This window comes from Pseudomonas sp. ok266, from assembly GCF_900110195.1.
GTDB classification, from domain to species: domain Bacteria; phylum Pseudomonadota; class Gammaproteobacteria; order Pseudomonadales; family Pseudomonadaceae; genus Aquipseudomonas; species Aquipseudomonas neuropathica.
In genome coordinates, this window is record NZ_FOCU01000009.1 from 1 (window position 1) to 21,102 (window position 21,102).

The window sequence follows — 21,102 nt, forward strand, 5'->3', positions numbered from 1 at the left end:
CATAACTCATTGAATCTCAAGGAGTTTTCCGTTTCGACTGCGCCGGAAGTGGGGCGAATTATAGACATCCTGAATCTGCCGTCAACCGTTAATTTCACTTTTCTATCGATAGGCGGAAAAGACGGCCTTTATATAGACGTGATGGCAACGAATGCGCAGTATATTGCCCACTATCAAAATAAAACCCTGCTTTTTTACCTTGGACGATGCCGCGCAATGAATGACCAGCCACGCTCTCTTGCCTCAATGCTGTTCCCGGTTGGCCTGCTATTAATAGCCATGGCATCAATCCAGTCCGGCGCCTCACTTGCCAAAAGCATGTTCCCCATCGTTGGCGCTCAGGGAACCACTACGCTGCGGCTGATCTTTGCCAGTGTCATCATGCTGTTGATACTGCGTCCCTGGCGAGCCAGGCTGACCGCCAAGTCGCTACGCACGGTCATCGTTTACGGCATGGCTCTAGGCGGAATGAATTTCCTCTTCTATATGTCATTGCGCACTGTACCGCTGGGGATTGCCGTTGCCCTCGAGTTCACCGGGCCGCTGGCCGTAGCCATCTATGCCTCCCGTCGTGCTATCGACTTTCTCTGGATCGCTCTCGCCGCCGCAGGATTGACGTTGCTGATTCCAACAGGTGCCACCAGCGCCGGAATCGATCTGGTCGGTGCTGGGTATGCACTGGGAGCCGGTATCTGTTGGGCGCTCTATATCCTGTTCGGCCAGAAGGCAGGTGCCGATAACGGTGTGACGACCGCAGCATTAGGCGTAATGATCGCGGCATTGTTCGTGGCCCCTATTGGCATCGTGCATGCTGGTTCAGCGCTTTTGACCCCCTCCCTGATTCCCATTGCCATTGGCGTCGCCATTCTATCCACCGCCCTGCCCTACACACTGGAGATGGTCGCCCTTACCCGCATGCCGGCACGGACATTCGGCACACTGATGAGTATCGAACCGGCTTTCGGAGCCTTATCGGGCCTGCTGTTTCTGCACGAATTCCTCACACTGTCACAATGGATGGCGATCCTGTGCATTATTCTGGCGTCTGTCGGCGCAACCATGACCATGGGTAGCGCCGCGAAGCCTGCAATAGCGGCTGATTGAAAGAGGTTTTGACGAAGGTCTGGCAATTGGTGCGTATTTAGGCCATGTTTAGACCTGTAACCCAATGCCAGACATGGATTTTTTCGGACAGGGATTTCAAAACGCTTAGAGCGCAGGCGAACACAGGCAAACCCGGGCATTAGACTCGTGGCCGCTATAAGGACGGTAATGAAACGAATTTTGATACTGATCGCCATACTGGCTATTGCGGGTTGTGCGGCGACTTCGGAAACCAAGGTAAAACGCGGAAAAAAAGGGCTGCACATCAACTGCTCAGGGCTATCGTCCTCCTGGGACAAATGCTACGCCAGCGCCGCCAATGCTTGCTTGCCGAAAGGCTATAAGGTCATCGCCAAATCCGGTGACACCGTCGAAGAGCCCGGCGATTACCCGTTCGGTCTCAATCCTGCGGGCTACACCAGTCGCAGCATGATTGTCATCTGTAAATAGATCAGCGCTGCGCGGCAATCTGCCGGCCAATTTCTTCATGGCTGGACTTCAGCACCGCTTGCTGAACGTCCGGCGTGGCCAACATGCGCGCCACCACCAATGCCCCAACGCATTGCGACAGCACCGACCACGCCAGGGTCTCGCTCTCAAGTATCTGTGCCCAACGCTCCTGAAGCCGGCAAATCCACAGCTCGGCCTGCTCGCGCACCCGAACATCCGATCGAGCAATTTCTGCGCCCAACGCCGGCAACGCGCAACCGGCCTCAGGTTGCTCTACGTGAGCCATGCTCAGGTAGTGCTTGAGACAGCGCTCCAGTCGCTCACGATCCCGCGTGCCCTCTCCGCCCAATCGTTCAAGGCTTTGACCCAACTCGCGCTCGACGATGGCAGTGAACAACGCATCCTTCGACGAAAAGTGACTGTAGAACGCCGCGCCACTCAATCCGATAGCCTTCATCAAGCCATCGACGCCTACCGTGGAAAACCCCGAACGCTTTGCTGACAGCGAGCTGCTCTGCAATAGCTTTTCCCGGGTTTCCAACTTGTGACTGGCGGAGTAACGCATGTGTTTGCCCTCGAATCGACTGCCTTGACGTGGTCTGGATCCTAGCATAACGTTCGTTCACTTAACGATCGTTTAATAAAGGCATCTACCCATGAATAACAAGAAGGTCGTATTAGTGGTTGGCGCTGGCGATGCCACGGGAGGGGCGATTGCCAAGCGTTTTGCCAAAGAAGGATTCATCGCCTGCGTCACCCGACGCAGCGCCGACAAATTGCAGCCGCTGGTGGACGCGATCAAGGCTGAAGGCGGTGAAGCCCACGGTTTTGCCTGCGATGCGCGCAAGGAAGAAGACGTAATCGCTCTGATTGAAGACATCGAGACTCGCCTCGGTCCGATCGAAGCTTTTGTGTTCAATATCGGCGCCAATGTGCCGTGCAGCATTCTTGAAGAAACCGCACGCAAGTATTTCAAGATCTGGGAAATGGCCTGTTTCTCAGGCTTCCTCAATGCCCGTGAAGTGGCCAAACGCATGGTCACGCGCAATCGCGGCACGATTCTCTTCACCGGTGCTACCGCCGGACTTCGCGGTGCTTCCGGATTCGCCGCCTTCGCCGGTGCCAAGCACGGTATCCGCGCACTGGCGCAAAGCATGGCGCGGGAACTTGGGCCGATGAACATCCACGTCGCCCATGTGGTGGTCGATGGAGCGATCGACACCGATTTCATTCGCAACGGTTTTCCGGAAAAGTACGCGACCAAAGATCAGGATGGCATCCTCAATCCCGAGCACATCGCCGAGAACTACTGGTATCTACACAGTCAGCCGCGGGATGCCTGGTCGTTCGAGCTGGATCTGCGCCCCTGGAATGAACGCTGGTAAGCCAACGCCATAACAATAACGACAGAGACGCGAAAATGACTAAAACCGTGGAGTTCTATTTCGACCTTGGCAGCCCTGCCACCTATCTGGCCTACACCCAATTGCCGAAGATTTGTGCCGAGACGAACAGTGAACTGATTTACATCCCGATGCTGCTCGGTGGCGTATTCAAGGCAACCGGCAACGCGTCACCGGCAATGATTCCGGCGAAGGGTCGGTATATGTTTCAGGATCTGGATCGCTACGCGAAACGCTACGGGGTGCCGCTGAGATTCAATCCGCATTTCCCGATCAACACACTGATGCTGATGCGTGCGGTCACGGGTATCCAGTTGCGTCAGCCAGAACGCTTTGAGGCGTTTATCGATTGTCTGTTCACGGCGCTGTGGGTTGAAGGACGCAGCCTCGACGAGCCCGCGACTGTCGCCGCTGTACTGAGCGAACACGGTTTCGACCCGCAGGAAGTTCTGGCGCTGAGCAACGATGAATCTGTCAAAGCAGCGCTTAAGGAGAACACCGAAACGGCGGTTAAACGCGGCGTGTTCGGCGCACCGAGCATGTTCATCGGTAATCAGCTGTTCTTCGGCCAGGATCGGCTCGACTTCGTTGAAGAAGCCCTGCGCCAGGGCTAGGCGATCATTCAGGCGCTGGTAACAGCGCCTGAATTGCAACCAGTCAGATGGCGGCAGTACGGGTGTTCAACCATTCCAGCGCAGCACCCTCAAGCAACGGACTCAAGCGCTCACGCACTTCTGTGTGGTAGGTGTTGAACCATTGTTTCTCTTCCTCAGTCAGCAGCGCCGGCAGCAGGCATCGGGTATCGATCGGGCACAGCGTCAAGGTTTCAAACTTGAGGAATTCACCGAATTCGCTGCTACCCGCCTCGCGGTTCATCGCCAGGTTCTCGATACGCACACCCCAACGGCCCGGACGATATGTACCCGGCTCGATCGACGTGATCATCCCCGGCTGCATGGCCGTCTGCGGTGCCGGCGCGGCCTGATAGGCAATCACCTGCGGGCCTTCATGGACATTGAGGAAATAGCCAACGCCGTGACCGGTGCCGTGGCCGTAATCCACGCTGTCGGCCCAGATCGGCGCACGGGCGATGGCGTCCAGCAGCGGCGAGAGAATGCCTTTCGGGAACTGCGCGCGCGACAGCGCGATCACGCCCTTGAGCACGCGCGTGCAATCACGCTTCTGCTCTTCGCTCGGCGTACCGACCGGCACCATCCGCGTGATGTCCGTGGTGCCGCCCAGGTACTGTCCACCCGAGTCGATCAGCAGCAAGCCGTCACCCTCGATCACCGCGTGTTCTTCTTCGGTCGCATGGTAATGCGGCATGGCGCCATTGGCGTTGAACGCGGCAATCGTGTTGAAGCTCAGCGAGACATAATCCGGACGACGCTCGCGAGCAGCTGTGAGCTTCTCATCGATGGTCAGTTCGGTAATGCGTTCGCGGCCCCACGCAGATTCCAGCCAGGCAAAGAATTCGCACAGCGCCGCACCGTCCTGCTCCATCGCTTGGCGGATGTGTTGAGCATCGGCTTCACTTTTCTGCGATTTGGCCAGCGTGGTCGGGTTCAAGCCTTCGACCAGTTTCACTGCGCTGTCGAGATTATCCAGTAAACCGCTGGTCACTCGTGCCGGATCGACCAGCAAGCTCGCGCCACTCGGAACGGCACGCAGGGCATCAGCGACTTCGCTGTAATCACGCAGCGTTACGCCATCCTGTTCCAGCACTGCGCGCAATTCGCCATCAACTTTGCTCAGCGCCACGAACAACGTCGCCTGCTGCTGATTGATCAAGGCAAACGAAACAAACACCGGGTTGAACGACACATCGCCGCCGCGCAGGTTGAACAGCCAGGCAATGTCGTCGAGGGTGGCGATGAAATGCCAGTCGGCCCCGCGCTCCCGCAAAGTTTCGCGCAGTTTGGCGAGTTTCTCGCCACGGCTGACCGTCGCCTGCGGTGGCAGATGCTGATAGATCGGTGCATTCGGCAGGCCCGGACGATCGCTCCAGACTTCCTGCAGCAGATCGATATCGGTACGCAGGCGCGCACCGCGTGCTTCCAGCTTGCTGCTCAGGGTACGCGCCGATGCCACGGCCATCACCGCACCGTCAACCGCGACCACACCACCTTCCGGTGTTTGCTCGGCCAGCCAGTCCAGCGGACTCGGTTGACCCGGTTGCAGTTTGACCAGTTCGATGCCGCTGCCCTTGAGCTCCTTGGTCGCTTGCTCCCAATAACGGCTGTCGGCCCAGACACCGGCGAAATCAGCGGTGACGATCAACGTCCCGACCGAACCATGGAAGCCCGACAACCACTGCCGGCCCTGCCAGTAACCCGGCAGGTATTCCGACAAGTGCGGGTCGGCGGACGGCACCAACAGCGCATGAATGCCTTCACGGCGCATCAGTTCACGGGTCTGCGCCAGGCGCTGGGGCACCGATCCTTCGGTCGAGGTCTGGGTACTCATCATGTCTCCTGCTAATCACTTCATCGTTATTGTTCGTAGCCGAGAGGTCGGCTCGTTTAAAGCCCGGTCGCCCAGAATGCCGGAGCACTGGCGCAGGCGGTCTTGATCAATGCACAAGCCTTGTCGATATCTTCGGCGGTGGTGAAGCGGCCGAGGCTCAGTCGAATGGTGCGACCGGCCAGGTGCGCGTCATGCCCCAGCGCCAACAACACGTGGGATGGCGTGTTACTGGCCGAGTTGCAGGCCGAGGTCGCGGAAAAGGCAATCGAATGGCTCAACGCCGCGCTGTTGAATTCACCTTCGCTGAAGGTCAGGCTCAAGGTGTGCGGAATGCGTTGAGTGGCGCAACCATTGAGGCGTACGCCCGGAAGGCTGAGCAGTTGTTCGAGCAAGCGTTCACGCAACGCGACGATCGTTTTTTTCTCATCATCGAACGTCTCTGCGGCCAGCGCGAACGCTGCGCCCATGCCGGCAATCTGGTGCGTCGCCAACGTCCCGGAGCGCAAGCCACCTTCATGTCCGCCGCCGTGAATCTGCGCCTGTAACCGCTGCTGCGCCCGTGGGCCGACATACAACGCGCCAATGCCTTTGGGGCCGTAGAGTTTGTGTGCGGAGAAGGACATCAGATCCACCGGCCATTGCCCTAGATCGATTGCCACTTTGCCGGCGCCCTGCGCCGCATCGACATGGAACAACGCCTCGCGACTACGCACCACTTCGCCAATCGCTTGAACATCATTGACGGTACCCAACTCGTTGTTGACCAGCATCAGCGACACCAGAAAGGTGTCGTCGCGCATGGCTTCACTGACCGCTTGCGGGGTGATCAGGCCATCGACATCCGGCACCAGATAGGTTACGGCGACGCCGGCGTCCTGCAATTGGCGGGCGGTATCGAGAATGGCTTTGTGTTCGATCTGACTGGTAATGATGTGGCCGCCGGAGACACCGCGGGCCTGCGCCACGCCTTTGAGGGCAAGGTTATTGGACTCGGTGGCACCGGAGGTCCAGACGATCTGCTCAGCCTTGGCGCCGACCAGTTCGGCGACCTGTCGGCGGGCCTGCTCGACCGTGTGTCGGGCTTGCTGGCCGAACGCGTGGGAGCTGGAAGCCGGGTTGCCAAAGTTACCGTGAAACCCCAGACACTCGATCATCACCTGGATGACCCGCTCGTCAACCGGGGTGGTGGCGGCGTAATCGAAATACAACGGACGTGTGTTCATAAATGACTCGCAGAGCGTGTTCCGGGATCAGGAGGCTCGTGTCTGCAAACGGCACGGCGCAGCCTTGTGAGCTGCGCGTCGGTTCGAGAGCGTCATCAATACCTGATCGGATGCCGTTAAAGAAGAACAACTTCATTTAAAAGTGCGTAGGAACGCTCCTGAAGTCGAGCTTAACAGGCATCCGGCCTGCGGTTGAAGCAATGCGTCAGCTAAAGCTTTCGAGAAGTAACGGGTACAACGAAATCACCAGCAATGCCGCCATGCCCCAGTTGAACACGCGCAACCAGCGCGGATCCTTCAGCACATTGCGCAACAACGTACCGCAGGCCGCCCAGACGCCGACGCTGGGCAGGTTAATGATGGCGAACACTGCAGCAATCACCACGACATTGGTGAAGTAGCCCTGCATCGGCGTGTAGGTGCTGATGGCCCCGATGGCCATGATCCACGCCTTGGGATTGACCCACTGAAAGGCAGCGGCGCCGAGGTAGCTGATCGGCTTGGCCTCGCCTTCGGCACTGTCACCGACCGGTCCCGAGTGAGCGATTTTCCACGCCAGATACAGCAGATAGGCCGCGCCGACATAGCGCAGAACCGTGTAGAGAATCGGGTACGTCTGAAACACCGCACCGAGACCAAAGCCCACGGCCACGACCAGAACGAAGAAGCCGCAAGTGATCCCGAGCATGTGCGGGATGGTGCGGTTGAAGCCGAAATTAACTCCCGATGCCAGCAACATGGTGTTGTTCGGCCCCGGCGTAATCGAGGTGACAAGGGCAAACAGGGCAAAGCCCAACAGCAGGTCAAGCGAGAGGTTCATGGCAGGCAATCCATCAGGGTCATTCAGGTGTAGACCCTATCCCACACCGCCCGGCAAGCCCACGGACAGTTGGGGAAAACTTCCAGCAGTACAGTTTGTTTTCAGCTAGGACGACCGTGCAGCTGTACGGCACGTTCGGCACTCATTTCAGCTTTCTTGTCGAACTGCGACTGACCGAGCAGTTGGGCTTTTTTCGCGTGGTATTCGTCGAAGGACAAGCCGCTGCGATTCAGTGCTTCCATCGCCAATTCGCGGGATTCTTCATCGGTGTAAGGGCGCAGTTCCGGTGATACATGTCCAGCACAACCGGCGAGTACGGAGACAGCGAGCAACAGGGAGACAGTCAGTAAACGATTCATGGGAGCGTCCTGGCGAGCAATGGGGAGTCGATGGACAAAGGCTACGCCCGGGCACGCTTGCGCAGAAATCAACGCTCTCAATAGTGGCTATCAGGAAATCGACACGTGCTGGCACATATCTCTTAACGATCTATAAATATCAATTAACGTTCTTTTACGGAATAACAAACTGCCTTTATAACTCCCTGCATGGGCTGAGCACTGTTGCTCCAGCAACTGTTGCCCAGCCAACACTGATTCAACAAAGCGCCCTGCTACTCACAGGGGCGACCGCCGCGCTAAAGCTCAACGCCTTGTAAACCGGGGCTTCCAGGAATTGGTACAGCGCTTGCTCTGACCCGGTGACTCACTCACTGCTCGCTGAGCAACTGTTGAAAAAAGGAACTGATCATGTCGCGTCCCCTGAAAGTCGTCGCCCTCTCCGGCGGCACCTGGCGTCCGTCCCGCACCCTGGTACTGACCCAAGCTTTGATCGCCGAACTGGCCGAGCACTTGTCCATTGAAAGCCATTTGATCGAACTCGGTGATATCGCTCGCCCGCTCGGCGGCGCGCTGTCGCGTCAGGAACTCAGTGCAGAGGTTGAAGCCGAGTTGCAAGCCATTGAACAGGCCGATCTGCTGATCGTTGCCGCGCCGGTTTATCGCGGTTCCTACCCGGGCCTGCTCAAGCACTTGTTCGACCTGATCGACCTCAACGCCTTGATCGACACCCCAGTGCTGCTCGCCGCTACCGGCGGCAGCGAACGCCATGCGCTGGTGCTCGATCACCAGTTGCGGCCGCTGTTCAGCTTCTTTCAGGCCATGACTTTGCCAATCGGCGTGTACGCCACCGAAGCCGACTTCGCCGATTACCAGATCACCAGCGAACTGTTGAAGGCGCGCATCCGCCTCGCGGCCGAACGCGCAGCGCCGCTGTTCGCCACCCAAATCAAACCTTTGCTGAAAATCGCCTGAGGAGCCGTTCATGGATGTTTTCTGGTTCCTGCCGACCCACGGTGATGGCCACTATCTGGGCACTACCCAAGGTGCGCGCCCGGTCACCCTCAACTATCTGAAACAAGTGGCGCAGGCGGCTGACAGCCTCGGCTACCACGGCGTGCTGATCCCCACCGGACGCTCCTGCGAAGACTCCTGGGTGATCGCCTCGGCGCTGGTGCCGTTGACCGAACGTCTGCGTTATCTGGTAGCGATCCGTCCGGGAATCATCTCGCCGACGGTGTCGGCGCGCATGGCTGCGACGCTTGACCGGTTATCCAACGGCCGTTTGCTGATCAACGTCGTGACCGGTGGCGATCCGGACGAGAACCGTGGCGACGGCAGTTTTCTCAGTCACGCCGAGCGCTATGAAGTCACCGATGAATTCCTGAAAATCTGGCGCCGCGTGTTGCAGGGCGAGGCGGTGGATTTCGACGGCAAACACCTGAAGGTGCAGAACGCCAAAGCCCTCTATCCGCCCGTGCAGAAACCCTATCCGCCGCTGTACTTCGGCGGCTCCTCCGATGCCGCGCATGATCTGGCTGCCGAGCAGGTCGATGTCTATCTGACCTGGGGCGAACCACCCGCCGCGGTTGCAGAAAAACTCGCCGACGTGCGCGAACGAGCGGCGCGGCATGGGCGCAAGGTGAAGTTCGGCATCCGCTTACACGTGATCGTGCGCGAGACCGCCGAAGATGCGTGGAAAGCGGCGGACAAACTGATCGAACACATCAGCGACGAGACTATTGAGGCCGCGCAGAAATCCTTCTCGCGCTTCGACTCGGAAGGTCAACGGCGCATGGCGGCTTTGCACGATGGTCGTCGCGATAACCTCGAGATCGCTCCGAATCTGTGGGCTGGTGTCGGTCTGGTGCGTGGCGGTGCCGGTACGGCGCTGGTCGGCGATCCGCAGCAAGTGGCGGCGCGGATCAAGGAATACGCGGATCTGGGCATCGAGAGTTTCATCTTCTCCGGTTATCCGCATCTGGAAGAAGCTTACCGCTTTGCCGAGCTGGTGTTCCCGCTGCTGCCCGAGCCTTACGCCAGTCTGGCCGGGCGTGGCGTGACCAATCTGACCGGGCCGTTTGGCGAAATGATTGCCAATGATGTGCTGCCCACAAAAGCCTCGGCGTAAACCGGATCTCTTGTGTAGGAGCTGCCGCAGGCTGAGTGAATTCAGGAGTGTTGGTGTGACCGCCAAACCGCAAAGTACTTTGTTATCCCCATTGCAGACCGCCCGCCAACTGGCTGCCGAGTTTGCCCTGACCGCCGTCGAACGTGACGAACGTGGTGGCACGCCAAAAGTCGAGCGCGATGCCCTGCGCAACAGCGGCCTGCTGGCCCTGAGCATTCCCACCCGCTACGGCGGCCTCGGCGCGAGCTGGAGTGAAACCCTGCAGGTCGTTCGCGAATTCGCCAAGGTCGACAGCTCGATCGCCCACGTTTTCGGTTTTCATCATTTGATGCTCGCCACCGTGCGCCTGTTTTCCCGGCCGGAACAATGGCAGCCGTGGTTCGAACAGACCGCGCGGCAGAACTGGTTCTGGGGCAATGCGCTCAACCCGCTCGACACTCGCACCGTGGTCAAGGATCTCGGCGGCTGGCGCGAGTTTTCCGGGAAGAAAAGCTTCTGTTCCGGCGCCAGCGACTCACAAATGCTGATCGCCTCGGCCGTCGATGAGAGCGCTGGCGGCAAATTACTGATCGCAGCGATTCCCAGCGGCCGCAGTGGTATCACCCTGCACAACGACTGGAACAACATCGGCCAGCGCCAGACCGATAGCGGTAGCGCGACCTTTGAACGGGTGCGCGTCGAAGAGTCGGAATTGCTCCTCGATCCCGGCCCACTGAGCACGCCGTTCGCCTGCCTGCGGCCATTGATCGCGCAGCTGACGTTCACGCATATGTTTCTCGGGATTGCCGAAGGCGCCTTTGAAGAAGCGCGGCAATACACCCTCAGCGAAACCCGGCTCTGGCACAAATCCTCGGCGCGCGATGTGCGCGAAGATCCGTACGTGCTCGCGCATTACGGCGAGTTCTGGGTGGCGCTGGAAGGCATTCGTCTGCTGGTCGAACGCGCGGCCGCACTGCTCGATGAAGCCTGGGCCAAGGGTGCGAATCTCAGTGCCGAGGAGCGCGGCCAAGTCGCGACAGCGATTGCCACCGCGAAAGTTGCCGCCAGCCGTCAGGGCCTGGAGATTTGCAGCCGTCTGTTCGAAGTGACCGGCGCGCGTTCCACCCACGCTTCCCTGCGCCTCGATCGCCACTGGCGCAACCTGCGCACGCAAACCCTGCACGACCCGCTGGACTACAAACTCCATGAGCTGGGCGACTGGGCGCTGAACCAGTCGCTGCCGGTGCCGACTTTCTATTCCTGACTTGCCTGCATTTGAACTAAAAAGAAGGACGAGCCCATGCAACTGCTGACCCTACCGCCCTCCCCCGCGCTCGCCACGTCGATCCGCGCCACCGCGCAGGTGTTCGAAGACCCGAAATCCCAGGCCCTGCTCGCGCATTTGCAACAGGTCGCGCCGAGCGAAGCCAGTGTGCTGATCATCGGTGAGACCGGCACCGGCAAAGAGCTGGTAGCGCGGCATATTCATAACCTCAGCAACCGCCGTCATCGGCCGTTTATCGCGGTCAATTGCGGGGCGTTTTCCGAGTCGCTGGTGGAAGCGGAATTATTCGGTCATGAAAAAGGCGCGTTCACCGGTGCGCTGAGTGCCAAGGCCGGGTGGTTCGAGGAAGCGGATGGCGGCACGTTGTTTCTCGATGAGATCGGCGATCTGCCGATGGCGATTCAGGTGAAGTTGCTGCGGGTGTTGCAGGAGCGCGAAGTGGTGCGGCTGGGCTCGCGCAAAAGCATTCCCATCGATGTGCGGGTGCTGGCAGCGACCAACGTGCAGCTGGAGAAGGCCATCAATGCCGGAAACTTCCGCGAGGATCTGTATTACCGCCTCAACGTGGTCAATCTGGAATTGAGCCCGTTGCGTGAGCGTCCCGGCGATATCCTCCCGCTCACGCGCCATTTTATCGAGGCCTACAGCCAGCGCCTCGGTTATGGCCGGGTCAGCATCAGCCCCGGTGCCGAGCACAAACTGCGTGGCTACAGTTGGCCGGGCAATATTCGCGAGCTGGAAAACGTCATCCATCATACCCTGCTGATCTGCCGCAACGGCGTGATCGAACGCGATGATCTGCGCCTGTCGAACCTGCGTATCGAGCGCCCGGACGATCATCACAGCAGCGCCGATGATTCACCGGAAGCGTTGCTGGAACAGGCCTTTCAAAAACTGTTCGCGCAACAGGCCGGTGCTTTGCACGAGAAAGTCGAGGACGCCTTGCTGCGCGCAGCGTATCGCTTTTGCCATTACAACCAGGTGCACACCGCAGCACTGCTCGGTCTGAGCCGCAACGTCACCCGCACGCGGCTGATCAAGATCGGCGAACTGGCGGTGAACAAGCGGCGACTCACGGAAAATCTGCAAGGCGAGCGCTTGATCCAGTTGTCGATCTAGCCAACCAGATGGCAGTGCAGCGCATCGTCGGGACTACGGGCGATGCTGCTCAACACCTGAAACGAATTGAAGGTGATGGTTTTCGCCTGATGGGTGTGAATCAGTTGCCAGAAGTCCTGCTCGCCGCTTTCAAAGCTGCGAAACGCCGCCTCCCCTGCTTCGCGGGTCTGCCATTGGAGAAAACTCAGCACGCGCCGGCCGTCATCGCTGGCCTGCACACTGGCGCTGACAAAACCGTCGTAGCGCTGAGCCAGACGCTCGGTTTGCCTCGATAGTGCAGTCACCAGCGCAGGTTGTTGGCGTGGTTCGATTTCAAATTCGATCAATTGGGTAAAACTGCGGTTGTTCATGGAATGCCCCCACTCAGCGTAAGACGAGCCTTGCGACTCGAAGACCTGCAGGGTAAAACCTCTAGTTAAGTCAAGGTCAAGAGCTGTCTGCAGATGATCAGCAAAGAAAATGTGCACAAACAGTTAACAGTCGGCGAAGTCGCGGCGCGCAGCGGTGTCGCCGTCACCGCCCTGCACTTTTATGAGTCCAAAGGCTTGATCAAGAGCCAGCGCAATGCCGGCAATCAGCGCCGTTATCCGCGCGAAGTGCTGCGCCGGGTGGCGTTGATCAAAGTCGCGCAGCGGCTGGGGATTCCATTGGCGGAGATTGGCGAGGCGCTGAAAATCCTTCCGGATGATCGTGCGCCCAGCGCGGCCGACTGGAAAATCCTCTCGGAGCAATGGCGCCGAGAGCTGGATGAACGGATCGCACAACTGACGCTACTGCGTGACCGGCTCAATGGCTGCATCGGTTGCGGGTGTTTGTCGATGGAGGCTTGCCCGCTGCGCAATCAGGGCGATGTACTCGGCGAACAAGGCCCGGGGCCGCACTTTCCAAAGAATTGACTGCTCGTCGGGCAAAAACCTGCACGGCGAGGACAGTTCTATAGTGAATCTTCCACAAATCCGGTGGAGTCCTGTCCCATAGAACAACAATTCAGGGAGAACGTCATGAGCGTCAAACCCATCCCCGAGGGGTATCACAGCATTACTCCGTATCTCGGCATCCACAAAGCCGCCGAGGCCATCGATTTCTATAAAAAAGCCTTCGGCGCCACCGAAGTCATGCGCCTGGCCATGCCCGACGGCGGCATCGGCCACGCCGAACTGCGCATCGGCGACAGCGCGATCATGCTCGGCTCGCCGTGCGATCAGGGGCCGTTGAGCAATCCTGATAAAAGCGTGTCAGTTGGTTTGCATCTGTACGTGACCGATGTCGACAAGTCCTTTCAGCGCGCGCTGGACGCGGGGGCGACGACGGTGTCCGAGGTCAAGGATCAGTTTTACGGTGATCGCAGCGGCACGTTGAAGGATCCGTATGGGCATCTGTGGTTTCTGGCCTCGCGCAAGGAAGATCTGACTGAAGAACAGATCAAGCAGCGGGCGATGGAGATGTTTCAGCAGGGTTGAACATTTCAGTGTCTGGACTGGCCTCTTCGCGAGCAAGCTCGCTCCCACAGGGTTTCGTTGGGTGGCATAGATAATCGTCACACCGGAAACTACTGTGGGAGCGAGCTTGCTCGCGAAGGGGCCGGCACCGAAAACACATAACCCCATCAACACACTTCATGAACCTGCCGACCACGCTTTGCCCCTTGCCGCGAATGCCGGACGATTTCAGGATGCAGCCAACCAGAACCCTGAAAAAGGATCAGCCCGATGTTTGCCGGATTCCGCAAAGACCAGCGTCACGTCAACGGCGTCGACATTGCCTACCGCCTCGGCGGCAGCGGCCCGGGCCTGTTGCTGTTGCACGGGCACCCGCAGACCCATGTGATCTGGCACAAGATTGCCGAACAACTGGCCGAACACTTCACCGTGGTCGCCGCCGACCTGCGCGGTTACGGCGACAGCAGTCGCCCGGCCGCTGATGAGCTGCACGCCCATTACTCGAAACGCGAAATGGCCCGCGACAATGTCGAGTTGATGCAGGCGCTGGGCTTCGAGCAGTTTTCGATTCTCGCTCACGACCGTGGCGCGCGGGTCGCCCATCGTCTCGCGCTTGATCACCCGAACGCCGTGCAGCGCATGATGCTGCTCGACATCGCCCCGACCCAGTCGATGTATACGCAAACCAACGAAGCCTTTGCCCGCGCGTATTGGCACTGGTTCTTCCTGATCCGCCCGGCACCACTGCCGGAAACCCTGATCGAAGCGGATCCGGAAGGCTATCTGCGCAGCGTGATGGGCAGCCGCAGCGCCGGGTTCAAGCCGTTTACCGATGCAGCCTTTGGCGAATACCTGCGCTGCCTGCAACGACCGGGCAGCGCTCGCGGCATCTGCGAAGACTATCGCGCCAGCGCCGGCATCGACCTTGAGCACGACCGCGCCGACATCGCCGCCGGGCATCAGCTGAATCTACCGCTGCGCGTGTTGTGGGGCGCCGAAGGCACGGTCGGACGCTGCTTCGATCCGCTCAAGGAGTGGCAGCAAGTGGCGACCAACGTCAGCGGCCAGGCCTTGCCCGCTGGCCATTACATTGCCGAAGAAATCCCCGAACCGTTGCTCGCCGAAGCATTGGCCTTTTTGCGCTGAGCGGAGACACTGGATCTCGGTGCTATGCTGGCGGCTTCTGCCGCCAGTGTTCGTTTTTGACATGTCCCAGAAGAAAGACACCGTGCCCCTGCCCGAAGACCTGCGCGTACTGCTCACCGTAATCCGCAAAAACGGCTTTGCCGCTGCAGCAGATGAACTAGGCCTGTCACCGGCCTACGTCAGCAAACGCATCCAGATTCTTGAAACCACCCTCGGCACGCGCCTGCTGCACCGCACCAGTCGCCGCGTCTCGCTGACCGAGGACGGTGAGCGCGTGCAGCGCTGGGCGTTGCGCATTCTCGATGATTTCCAGCAGTTGCATGATGAACTGTCCGACGCCCACGGCAGCCCGCGTGGGCGTTTGCACATTTGCAGCAGTTTCGGTTTCGGTCGCAATCACGTAGCCCCGGCGGTGTCGTTGCTGGCCGAACGTTATCCAGAACTGGAGATTCGCCTCGACCTGTTTGACCGGGTGGTGGACATCATCAACGAAGGCTTCGATCTGGAAATCCGCGTCGGCGATGACCTGCCCGGCCAGCACATCGGTCGACGCCTGGTCAGTAACCGGCGGGTACTGTGCGCCGCTCCCGGTTATCTGCAACGTCGCGGCACACCGCAGACGCTGGACGAACTGCAACAGCACGATTGCCTGGTGATCAAGGAGCGCGACAACGCCTTTGGGATCTGGAATCTGGATCGCGACGGCAGACAAGAAAGCGTGCGGGTCAGCGGGCCGTTATCGTCAAACAACGGCGAAATCGTTTTGCAATGGGCGCTGGATGGGCGCGGGGTGTTGTTGCGTTCGCTGTGGGATGTGAAGCCGCTACTGGAGCAAGGACGCTTGGTGCAGGTGCTGAACGATTACAGCCAGAGCGCCAATGTCTGGGCGGTGTACCCGACGCGGCTGGCACACTCGGGGAAACTGCGCGCGTGTGTGGAGTTTTTGCAGGCGCATTTCAAAGGATTGTCGCTGTAGCCCAAAACACCACTCCCCCCCTGTAGGAGTGAGCCTGCTCGCGATAGCGGTGAATCAGTCAAAGTGCTGTATCTGACACACCGCTATCGCGAGCAGGCTCGCTCCCACAAGGGATCAGCGGTGGGTCAGGACAGCCAAGGGTTGTTGGCCAAATGCTCGCGCTCGAAGATCTTGATCTGTTCGCGCCGTTGCAGGGTGCTGCCGATGGCATCCAGGCCGAGCAGCAATGCGGTTTTGCGCAGGGTATCAATCTGGAACTCGATCACCGTGCCATCCGCCAGACTGATCTGCTGAGCCTCCAGATCAATAGCGATCCGCGCCGTTTCAGGTTCACTGACAAGTTGTCCGATGCGTTGCACCTGCGCCTCCTCCAGCGTGATCAACAACACCCCGTTACGCTGGCAATTGTCGTAGAAGATCCCGGCAAAACTGCTGCCGATCAACGCGCGGATGCCCATCTGCTGCAAGCCCCAAACCGCATGTTCACGGCTGGAACCGCAGCCAAAATTCGCTCCGACTACTAGAAAACTCGCGCCCTGCCATGTCGGTTTGTTCAACACAAAATCGGGATCGGGGCTGCCATCGCGCAGAAACCGCAGATCGAAAAACAGCCCGCGATCGAGTCCTTGGCGATCAATGCCTTTGAGGAATTGCTTGGGCATGATCACGTCCGTGTCGACGTTGGCCGCCAGTAACGGTGCGGCCCGACCGCTGACGTGGGTGAAGGGTTGCAGGCTCATGGGCGTTCTCCAAATTGGCGGATATCGGTGAGTCGACCGCAGATCGCAGCAGCGGCGACCATGGCCGGGCTCATCAAATGAGTGCGCGCACCGGCGCCCTGACGGCCTTCGAAATTGCGGTTGGTACTCGACGCGCAACGGTCGCCGGGCGCAAGTACGTCGTCGTTCATCGCCAGGCACATCGAGCAGCCGGACTGACGCCACTCGAACCCGGCATCGATAAAGATCTGCGCCAACCCTTCGGCCTCCGCCTGCGCGCGAACTTCGCTGGAGCCGGGGACAATCATTGCCCGTACATGCCCGGCCACGTGTTGACCGTTTACGACGCTGGCGGCATCGCGCAGGTCTTCTATCCGCGCGTTGGTGCACGAGCCGATAAAGGCGTGGCTGATCACGATGTCGCTGAGCGCCATGCCCGCTTCGAGGCCCATGTAACTGAGGGCGCGGCGCATGTCCTGACGCAGGATCGGATCGCTGATCGCTTGCGGATCCGGCACCCGCGCACCGATTGCAGCGGCCTGATCGGGGCTGGTGCCCCAAGTGACCATCGGCTCCAGGACGCTGGCGTCGAGGTGAATCTCGCGGTCAAACCGCGCACCGGGATCACTGCGCAGTTCGCGCCACTTCTTCACGCCTTGTTCCCATAGCTCTCCTTGCGGCGTTCGCGGCTTGCCCTTGAGATAGGCGAAGACTTTGTCATCCGGGGCCATGAATGCGCCGCGCGCACCCGCCTCGACAGCCATGTTGCAAATGGTCATGCGCGCTTCAACGCTGAGGGCATCTATGGTCGAGCCGCAGAATTCGATCGCGTAACCGCTGGCTCCGGAAGCACCGATGCGGCCGATCAGGGCCATGATCACGTCTTTCGAGGTCAAACCCGGCGCCAACTCGCCGTCGACGGTCACGCGCAGGCTTTTCAGTCGTTTGTAGACCAGCGTCTGCGAAGCCAGCAGGTGTTCGATCTCGGAGGTGCCGATGCCGAAACCGAAAGCACCGAGTGCGCCATAAGTGGTGGTGTGGCTGTCGCCAGCGGCAATGACCATACCGGGCAGAATAAAGCCCTGCTCGGGAGCGATAACGTGTTCGATGCCCTGACGCTTGTCGAGGATGTCCAGCAACTCGATGCCGAAGTCCCGGCAGTTCTCCGCCAGATACGACACTTGGCGCGCGCCGCCGGCGTCGGGCATTGCTGCGATGCGCACAGGCGTGGTCGGGTTGACGTGATCGACCACCGCCAGCGCCGTGCCCGGCCGCCAGACATCGCGCCCGGCCGCGCGCAAACCGCTGAAAGCCTGCGGGCTGGTGTATTCGTTGATCACCTGACGATCGATATACAACAGGACATGACCCTGATCGTCGAGGCGGCACACCGTGTGCGAATCGATGTGTTTGTCATAGAGGGTTCTGGCGGTCATCAAGGCGCTCACTCAGGGAAATCAGGTGATTCCCATCATAGGGAGCGCGGGTCGGCCATCAATTGGCAGACAGTGATGGCGTGGATCATGAATCGTGTTTGATCCCTGTACGCAGCAAAGCCCTGTGGGAGCGAGCCTGCTCGCGAAAGCGGTGGATCAGGCAACGGATGAAGTGACTGACCCGGCACCTTCGCGAGCAAGCTCGCTCCCACAAGGTGATTTTTGGTGATCGGGGAATTGGGAAACATTTGCTTTCATATCACCTTTCGGGATTTGTCCCGCTCATTCGTCCTATAGAGATGCAGGCCGTTCGCGTAGGCAAAAGCCACGTTCGGTCTTTCGGGGTCTGCCGTGCTGCGAAGCCCGTAGCCACGCGCCCTTTCACCGCTATCAAGACGCGCAATCATGTCGAAGAAATCCCGCTCCAAACTGTGGTTCCTCGTTCATAGCTGGCTGGCGTTACCGATCTGGTTCTTTGTCCTGATCGTCTGTGTCACCGGCACGCTGGCGGTGGTCAGCCAGGAAATCGTCTGGCTGGCCAACCCGCAGATGCGCGCCAGCCAGCCTGCGGACGATGCGCCGCTGCTCAGCTATGACCAGATCATGGCAGCGATCAAAACAGCCGAACCGCAGACCCTCGTTGAAAGTATCAGTCGTCCCGACGAATCCCACTTCGCCCTCGACGTTGCGGTCAGCTATCCGGACGGTCGTTCGCAGACGGTCTACGTCAATCCTTACACCGGGGTGATTCAAGGCCCTGCCCCGACGTTCGATTTCAAGGCCTTCACCCGCGCCCTGCATGGCTGGTGGCTGGTGCCGTTCACCAACGGTTTCAGTTGGGGCTGGTATCTGGTGTCGTTCCTCGGCGTGCCGATGCTGGTGTCGCTGATCACAGGTCTAGTGGTCTACAAGCGCTTCTGGAAAGGTTTTCTGCGTCCGACCCTGCGCGTGCGTCACGGCGCGCGGATCTTCTGGGGTGACTTCCATCGCTTGTGCGGTATCTGGTCGATCTGGTTCATTGCGGTGATTTCCATCACCGGGATCTGGTTTCTGATTCGGGCGATTCTGTTCGACAACCAGATCGCCATTTCCAGCGAGCCGATCATTCCGGCCATGTCCCGCGAGAGCGTGCCGATCTCTGCCGCCGGCACACCGCCGCCACGGATCAGCCTGGACCGTGCCGTCGAGCTCGCGCAAGAGAAGATTCCGGGGCTGGAAGCCAGCTTCGTCAGCCTGCCGGGCAATGCCTACAGCCACATGAGCGTCGGTGGGCGCGGCTGGTATCCGTTGATGTTCCAGACCGCCACGCTCAATCCGTACAACGGCGACATCGCCGCTTCACGGCTTCTGTCCGATCGTTCGTCGCTGGAGTTCGTCACCGAGTCCATGCGGCCACTGCACACCGGCGACTTCGGCGGCATCTGGATCAAGCTGATCTGGTTCTTCTTCGGTTTGATCCTGAGCATGATGATCCTCAGCGGCTTGTTGATCTGGACCAAACGCACTGCGCTGGCCACCGCCAACGCGTTGAAGCGCGAAGACAAGAAACACCGCCTCAAGGCACAACCGGCGATGAGCCGTGAAACCTCGGAGGCCAGCCTGTGAGCAGATCCATCACCAAGGCACAGCCTTCTCGACTCGCGCGTTTCTGGCACACATGGCGCTTCCACATCAATGTCCTGCTGCTGTTGATCCCGCTGGGGTTCATGCCCAAATACTTCGCCGACGCCTCGCTGTTTCGCGGTGACAGCGGCCTGGGCCAACATGTAATCGGCAATATCCAGGTTGGCCCGTGGAGCCTGCGCCTGGCCGAACTGCGCAACGAAGCGCCGGTGCTCACTGGCCCGGCCGGCTACATGAAAGACTTCAGCGCGGCCCTGTGCGATGCCTGTGTCGAGCAGGTCAAGGCCACCTACCTGCGCATCGGCAAGCCACGCAGCCTGCGCGCCGCCGGTACGATTTTCTTCGGCACGCCTTACCGCATGGGCACGCAGATGCCGATCCCGGAGAAGACCAGACCCGACGCCGAACTGTGGATCACCATGGAAGGCTGGGACGGCAGCATGCATCAGGCTTCGATTCCCCTGAGTCAGGCCTCCCCCGCCACCTTCGCCTGGCTGAACAAACAAGGAGTCAAACCATGACGTGTTCCCAACGCTCTTCCCGCCTGCGCTTGAAGGCCGCGCTGCTGGTGCTGTGCGCCGGTTTCAGCGCCAGTGCGCTGGCCCACAATCCGATGTGCGAATGCACCGCCATCGACGCCGAACAGATCAAATGCACCGGCGGGTTCTCCGACGGCAGCGGTGCGCCGGGGGTGACCCTCGATGTGATCGGTTACGACGAAACCATTCTGGTGCCGGGCAAGCTCGGCGCCGATTCCACACTGACGTTCAAGAAACCCGGCAGCGAATTTTACGTGCTGTTCGACGCGGGCCCGGGCCACGTGGTGGAAATCGACCAAGCGGATATCGAAGCCCCATGAGTACGCCCACCAGCCAAATCGTGCGCCCGGCCGGTGCCGGTCATGAAACCCTCAATGTGCTGCTGTTGTGCCTGTTGATCCTCGCGGTCGCCGGTTCCGTGGTCGCGTGGCGCGGGGTTTCCCATGAGCCCGAGCCAGTGGCGACTCACCAGCTCGACGCACGCCGCGACCTCAGTGCTGCCGAGCAAGGCATCTATGCCGACCTGCGGGTGACCCTCGATGAAATCCGCTTGCTGCGCGAGGAACAACAAGCCCTGCCGACGCCGCAGAATCTGGCCGACGAAGGGTTTGCGCCATTTGCCCAGGATGCGAGTTCGGTCAGCCGCGGTGGTCATGCCTGGCAATTGCTGGCGGACGCCGCGTATTTCGGCCAAAGCCAGAATCCGGCCGTCGCCGGTTCGTTTGTGATGCTGCTCAGCGCCGACGACAAGGCTGCGCCGGACATCTGGCTCAGCCGCGATGCTGCCGCTCAAGCCCCGGCGCAACTGACTGCGGCGGCGCTGTCCGCTGCCGGCTGGAAACAGATCGTCGCGCAATACGATGCCGGGGTTACCCGCGAACATCGCCATTGATTCCTCGCCCTCCT

24 protein-coding genes are annotated in these 21,102 nt (G+C 59.8%); 16 read left to right on the top strand and 8 right to left on the bottom strand.

What is annotated here, in order from left to right; translation table 11 throughout:
• Positions 1–216: 216 nt before the first annotated feature.
• Both rhtA and BMY54_RS17510 read left to right on the top strand, forming a co-directional pair.
• Entirely contained in the window at positions 217–1,104 is an 888-nt protein-coding gene (gene rhtA / locus BMY54_RS17505) for a threonine/homoserine exporter RhtA (RefSeq protein ID WP_093435527.1), read from the top strand.
• Positions 1,105–1,272: 168 nt separating this feature from the next.
• Positions 1,273–1,554, top strand: coding sequence for a hypothetical protein (locus BMY54_RS17510; RefSeq protein WP_093434980.1), 282 nt, complete (start codon positions 1,273–1,275; stop codon positions 1,552–1,554).
• A gap of 1 nt (position 1,555) precedes the next feature.
• On the opposite strand, the gene BMY54_RS17515 is transcribed toward BMY54_RS17510, so the two are convergent.
• Complete coding sequence (locus tag BMY54_RS17515; RefSeq protein ID WP_093434982.1) at positions 1,556–2,119, bottom strand: TetR/AcrR family transcriptional regulator; 564 nt, start codon at positions 2,117–2,119, stop codon at positions 1,556–1,558.
• 91 nt (positions 2,120–2,210) lie between these two features.
• On the opposite strand from BMY54_RS17515, the gene BMY54_RS17520 reads away from it, so the two are divergent.
• Positions 2,211–2,939, top strand: coding sequence for an SDR family oxidoreductase (locus tag BMY54_RS17520; protein ID WP_093434984.1), 729 nt, complete (start codon positions 2,211–2,213; stop codon positions 2,937–2,939).
• A 35-nt stretch (positions 2,940–2,974) separates the two neighbouring features.
• Positions 2,975–3,571, top strand: a complete 597-nt coding sequence (locus BMY54_RS17525) for a 2-hydroxychromene-2-carboxylate isomerase (RefSeq protein ID WP_093434986.1) — start codon at positions 2,975–2,977, stop codon at positions 3,569–3,571.
• 43 nt (positions 3,572–3,614) lie between these two features.
• On the opposite strand, the gene BMY54_RS17530 is transcribed toward BMY54_RS17525, so the two are convergent.
• From BMY54_RS17530 to BMY54_RS17545, 4 genes are all read right to left on the bottom strand, one after another.
• Entirely contained in the window at positions 3,615–5,423 is a 1,809-nt protein-coding gene (locus BMY54_RS17530; protein WP_093434988.1) for an aminopeptidase P family protein, read from the bottom strand.
• A 56-nt stretch (positions 5,424–5,479) separates the two neighbouring features.
• Positions 5,480–6,646 (bottom strand): aminotransferase class V-fold PLP-dependent enzyme, encoded by a 1,167-nt coding sequence (locus tag BMY54_RS17535; protein WP_093434990.1) that lies wholly within the window; start codon positions 6,644–6,646, stop codon positions 5,480–5,482.
• A 205-nt stretch (positions 6,647–6,851) separates the two neighbouring features.
• Complete coding sequence (locus tag BMY54_RS17540; RefSeq protein ID WP_034155169.1) at positions 6,852–7,466, bottom strand: LysE family translocator; 615 nt, start codon at positions 7,464–7,466, stop codon at positions 6,852–6,854.
• A gap of 101 nt (positions 7,467–7,567) precedes the next feature.
• Positions 7,568–7,825 carry a hypothetical protein gene (locus BMY54_RS17545; RefSeq protein WP_093434993.1) on the bottom strand — a complete coding sequence of 86 codons (258 nt, stop codon included), beginning with the start codon at positions 7,823–7,825 and terminating at the stop codon, positions 7,568–7,570.
• Between the two features lie 390 nt (positions 7,826–8,215).
• Here BMY54_RS17545 and msuE point away from each other — a divergent pair, with 390 nt between their 5' ends.
• From msuE to BMY54_RS17565, 4 genes are read left to right on the top strand one after another with little or no spacing between them, the layout of a single operon-like run.
• Complete coding sequence (msuE, locus tag BMY54_RS17550; RefSeq protein WP_093434995.1) at positions 8,216–8,779, top strand: FMN reductase; 564 nt, start codon at positions 8,216–8,218, stop codon at positions 8,777–8,779.
• Between the two features lie 10 nt (positions 8,780–8,789).
• Positions 8,790–9,935, top strand: coding sequence for an FMNH2-dependent alkanesulfonate monooxygenase (gene ssuD, locus BMY54_RS17555; RefSeq protein ID WP_093434998.1), 1,146 nt, complete (start codon positions 8,790–8,792; stop codon positions 9,933–9,935).
• Positions 9,936–9,990: 55 nt separating this feature from the next.
• Complete coding sequence (locus BMY54_RS17560) at positions 9,991–11,178, top strand: acyl-CoA dehydrogenase family protein (protein ID WP_093435001.1); 1,188 nt, start codon at positions 9,991–9,993, stop codon at positions 11,176–11,178.
• Positions 11,179–11,214: 36 nt separating this feature from the next.
• Entirely contained in the window at positions 11,215–12,318 is a 1,104-nt protein-coding gene (locus BMY54_RS17565) for a sigma-54 interaction domain-containing protein (protein ID WP_093435006.1), read from the top strand.
• Here the strand turns inward: BMY54_RS17565 and BMY54_RS17570 are convergent.
• Positions 12,315–12,668, bottom strand: a complete 354-nt coding sequence (locus tag BMY54_RS17570; protein ID WP_093435009.1) for an antibiotic biosynthesis monooxygenase — start codon at positions 12,666–12,668, stop codon at positions 12,315–12,317. The two genes, BMY54_RS17565 and BMY54_RS17570, sit on opposite strands and share 4 nt — an antisense overlap.
• Before the next feature lie 93 nt (positions 12,669–12,761).
• Here BMY54_RS17570 and soxR point away from each other — a divergent pair, with 93 nt between their 5' ends.
• The 4 genes from soxR to BMY54_RS17590 all read left to right on the top strand — a co-directional run bounded on the left by soxR (position 12,762) and on the right by BMY54_RS17590 (position 15,879).
• A complete protein-coding gene (gene soxR, locus BMY54_RS17575) occupies positions 12,762–13,214 on the top strand; it encodes a redox-sensitive transcriptional activator SoxR (protein ID WP_093435012.1) in 453 nt (150 codons plus the stop codon).
• 105 nt (positions 13,215–13,319) lie between these two features.
• Entirely contained in the window at positions 13,320–13,778 is a 459-nt protein-coding gene (locus BMY54_RS17580) for a VOC family protein (RefSeq protein WP_093435014.1), read from the top strand.
• Between the two features lie 249 nt (positions 13,779–14,027).
• Complete coding sequence (locus BMY54_RS17585) at positions 14,028–14,903, top strand: alpha/beta fold hydrolase (RefSeq protein ID WP_093435016.1); 876 nt, start codon at positions 14,028–14,030, stop codon at positions 14,901–14,903.
• A 61-nt stretch (positions 14,904–14,964) separates the two neighbouring features.
• Positions 14,965–15,879: a LysR substrate-binding domain-containing protein gene (locus BMY54_RS17590; protein WP_093435531.1), complete on the top strand. Its 915-nt coding sequence runs from the start codon at positions 14,965–14,967 to the stop codon at positions 15,877–15,879.
• A 125-nt stretch (positions 15,880–16,004) separates the two neighbouring features.
• Here BMY54_RS17590 and leuD read toward each other — a convergent pair whose 3' ends face one another.
• Both leuD and leuC read right to left on the bottom strand, forming a co-directional pair.
• Entirely contained in the window at positions 16,005–16,619 is a 615-nt protein-coding gene (gene leuD, locus BMY54_RS17595; RefSeq protein ID WP_093435019.1) for a 3-isopropylmalate dehydratase small subunit, read from the bottom strand.
• Complete coding sequence (gene leuC / locus BMY54_RS17600; RefSeq protein WP_093435021.1) at positions 16,616–18,034, bottom strand: 3-isopropylmalate dehydratase large subunit; 1,419 nt, start codon at positions 18,032–18,034, stop codon at positions 16,616–16,618. The genes leuD and leuC overlap by 4 nt, the downstream gene beginning before the upstream one ends.
• A gap of 405 nt (positions 18,035–18,439) precedes the next feature.
• Between leuC and BMY54_RS17605 the strand changes: the two genes are divergently transcribed.
• From BMY54_RS17605 to BMY54_RS17620, 4 genes are read left to right on the top strand one after another with little or no spacing between them, the layout of a single operon-like run.
• Positions 18,440–19,639, top strand: a complete 1,200-nt coding sequence (locus BMY54_RS17605; protein ID WP_093435024.1) for a PepSY-associated TM helix domain-containing protein — start codon at positions 18,440–18,442, stop codon at positions 19,637–19,639.
• The gene (locus BMY54_RS17610; RefSeq protein WP_093435026.1) at positions 19,636–20,178 is read left to right on the top strand and encodes a thiamine pyrophosphate-binding protein; all 543 of its coding nucleotides are present in this window, start codon (positions 19,636–19,638) and stop codon (positions 20,176–20,178) included. The genes BMY54_RS17605 and BMY54_RS17610 overlap by 4 nt, the downstream gene beginning before the upstream one ends.
• Positions 20,175–20,516: a hypothetical protein gene (locus tag BMY54_RS17615; RefSeq protein ID WP_093435028.1), complete on the top strand. Its 342-nt coding sequence runs from the start codon at positions 20,175–20,177 to the stop codon at positions 20,514–20,516. The genes BMY54_RS17610 and BMY54_RS17615 overlap by 4 nt, the downstream gene beginning before the upstream one ends.
• A complete protein-coding gene (locus BMY54_RS17620; RefSeq protein WP_093435030.1) occupies positions 20,513–21,088 on the top strand; it encodes a DUF6162 family protein in 576 nt (191 codons plus the stop codon). Before BMY54_RS17615 ends, BMY54_RS17620 begins: the two co-directional genes overlap by 4 nt.
• Positions 21,089–21,102: the final 14 nt, after the last annotated feature.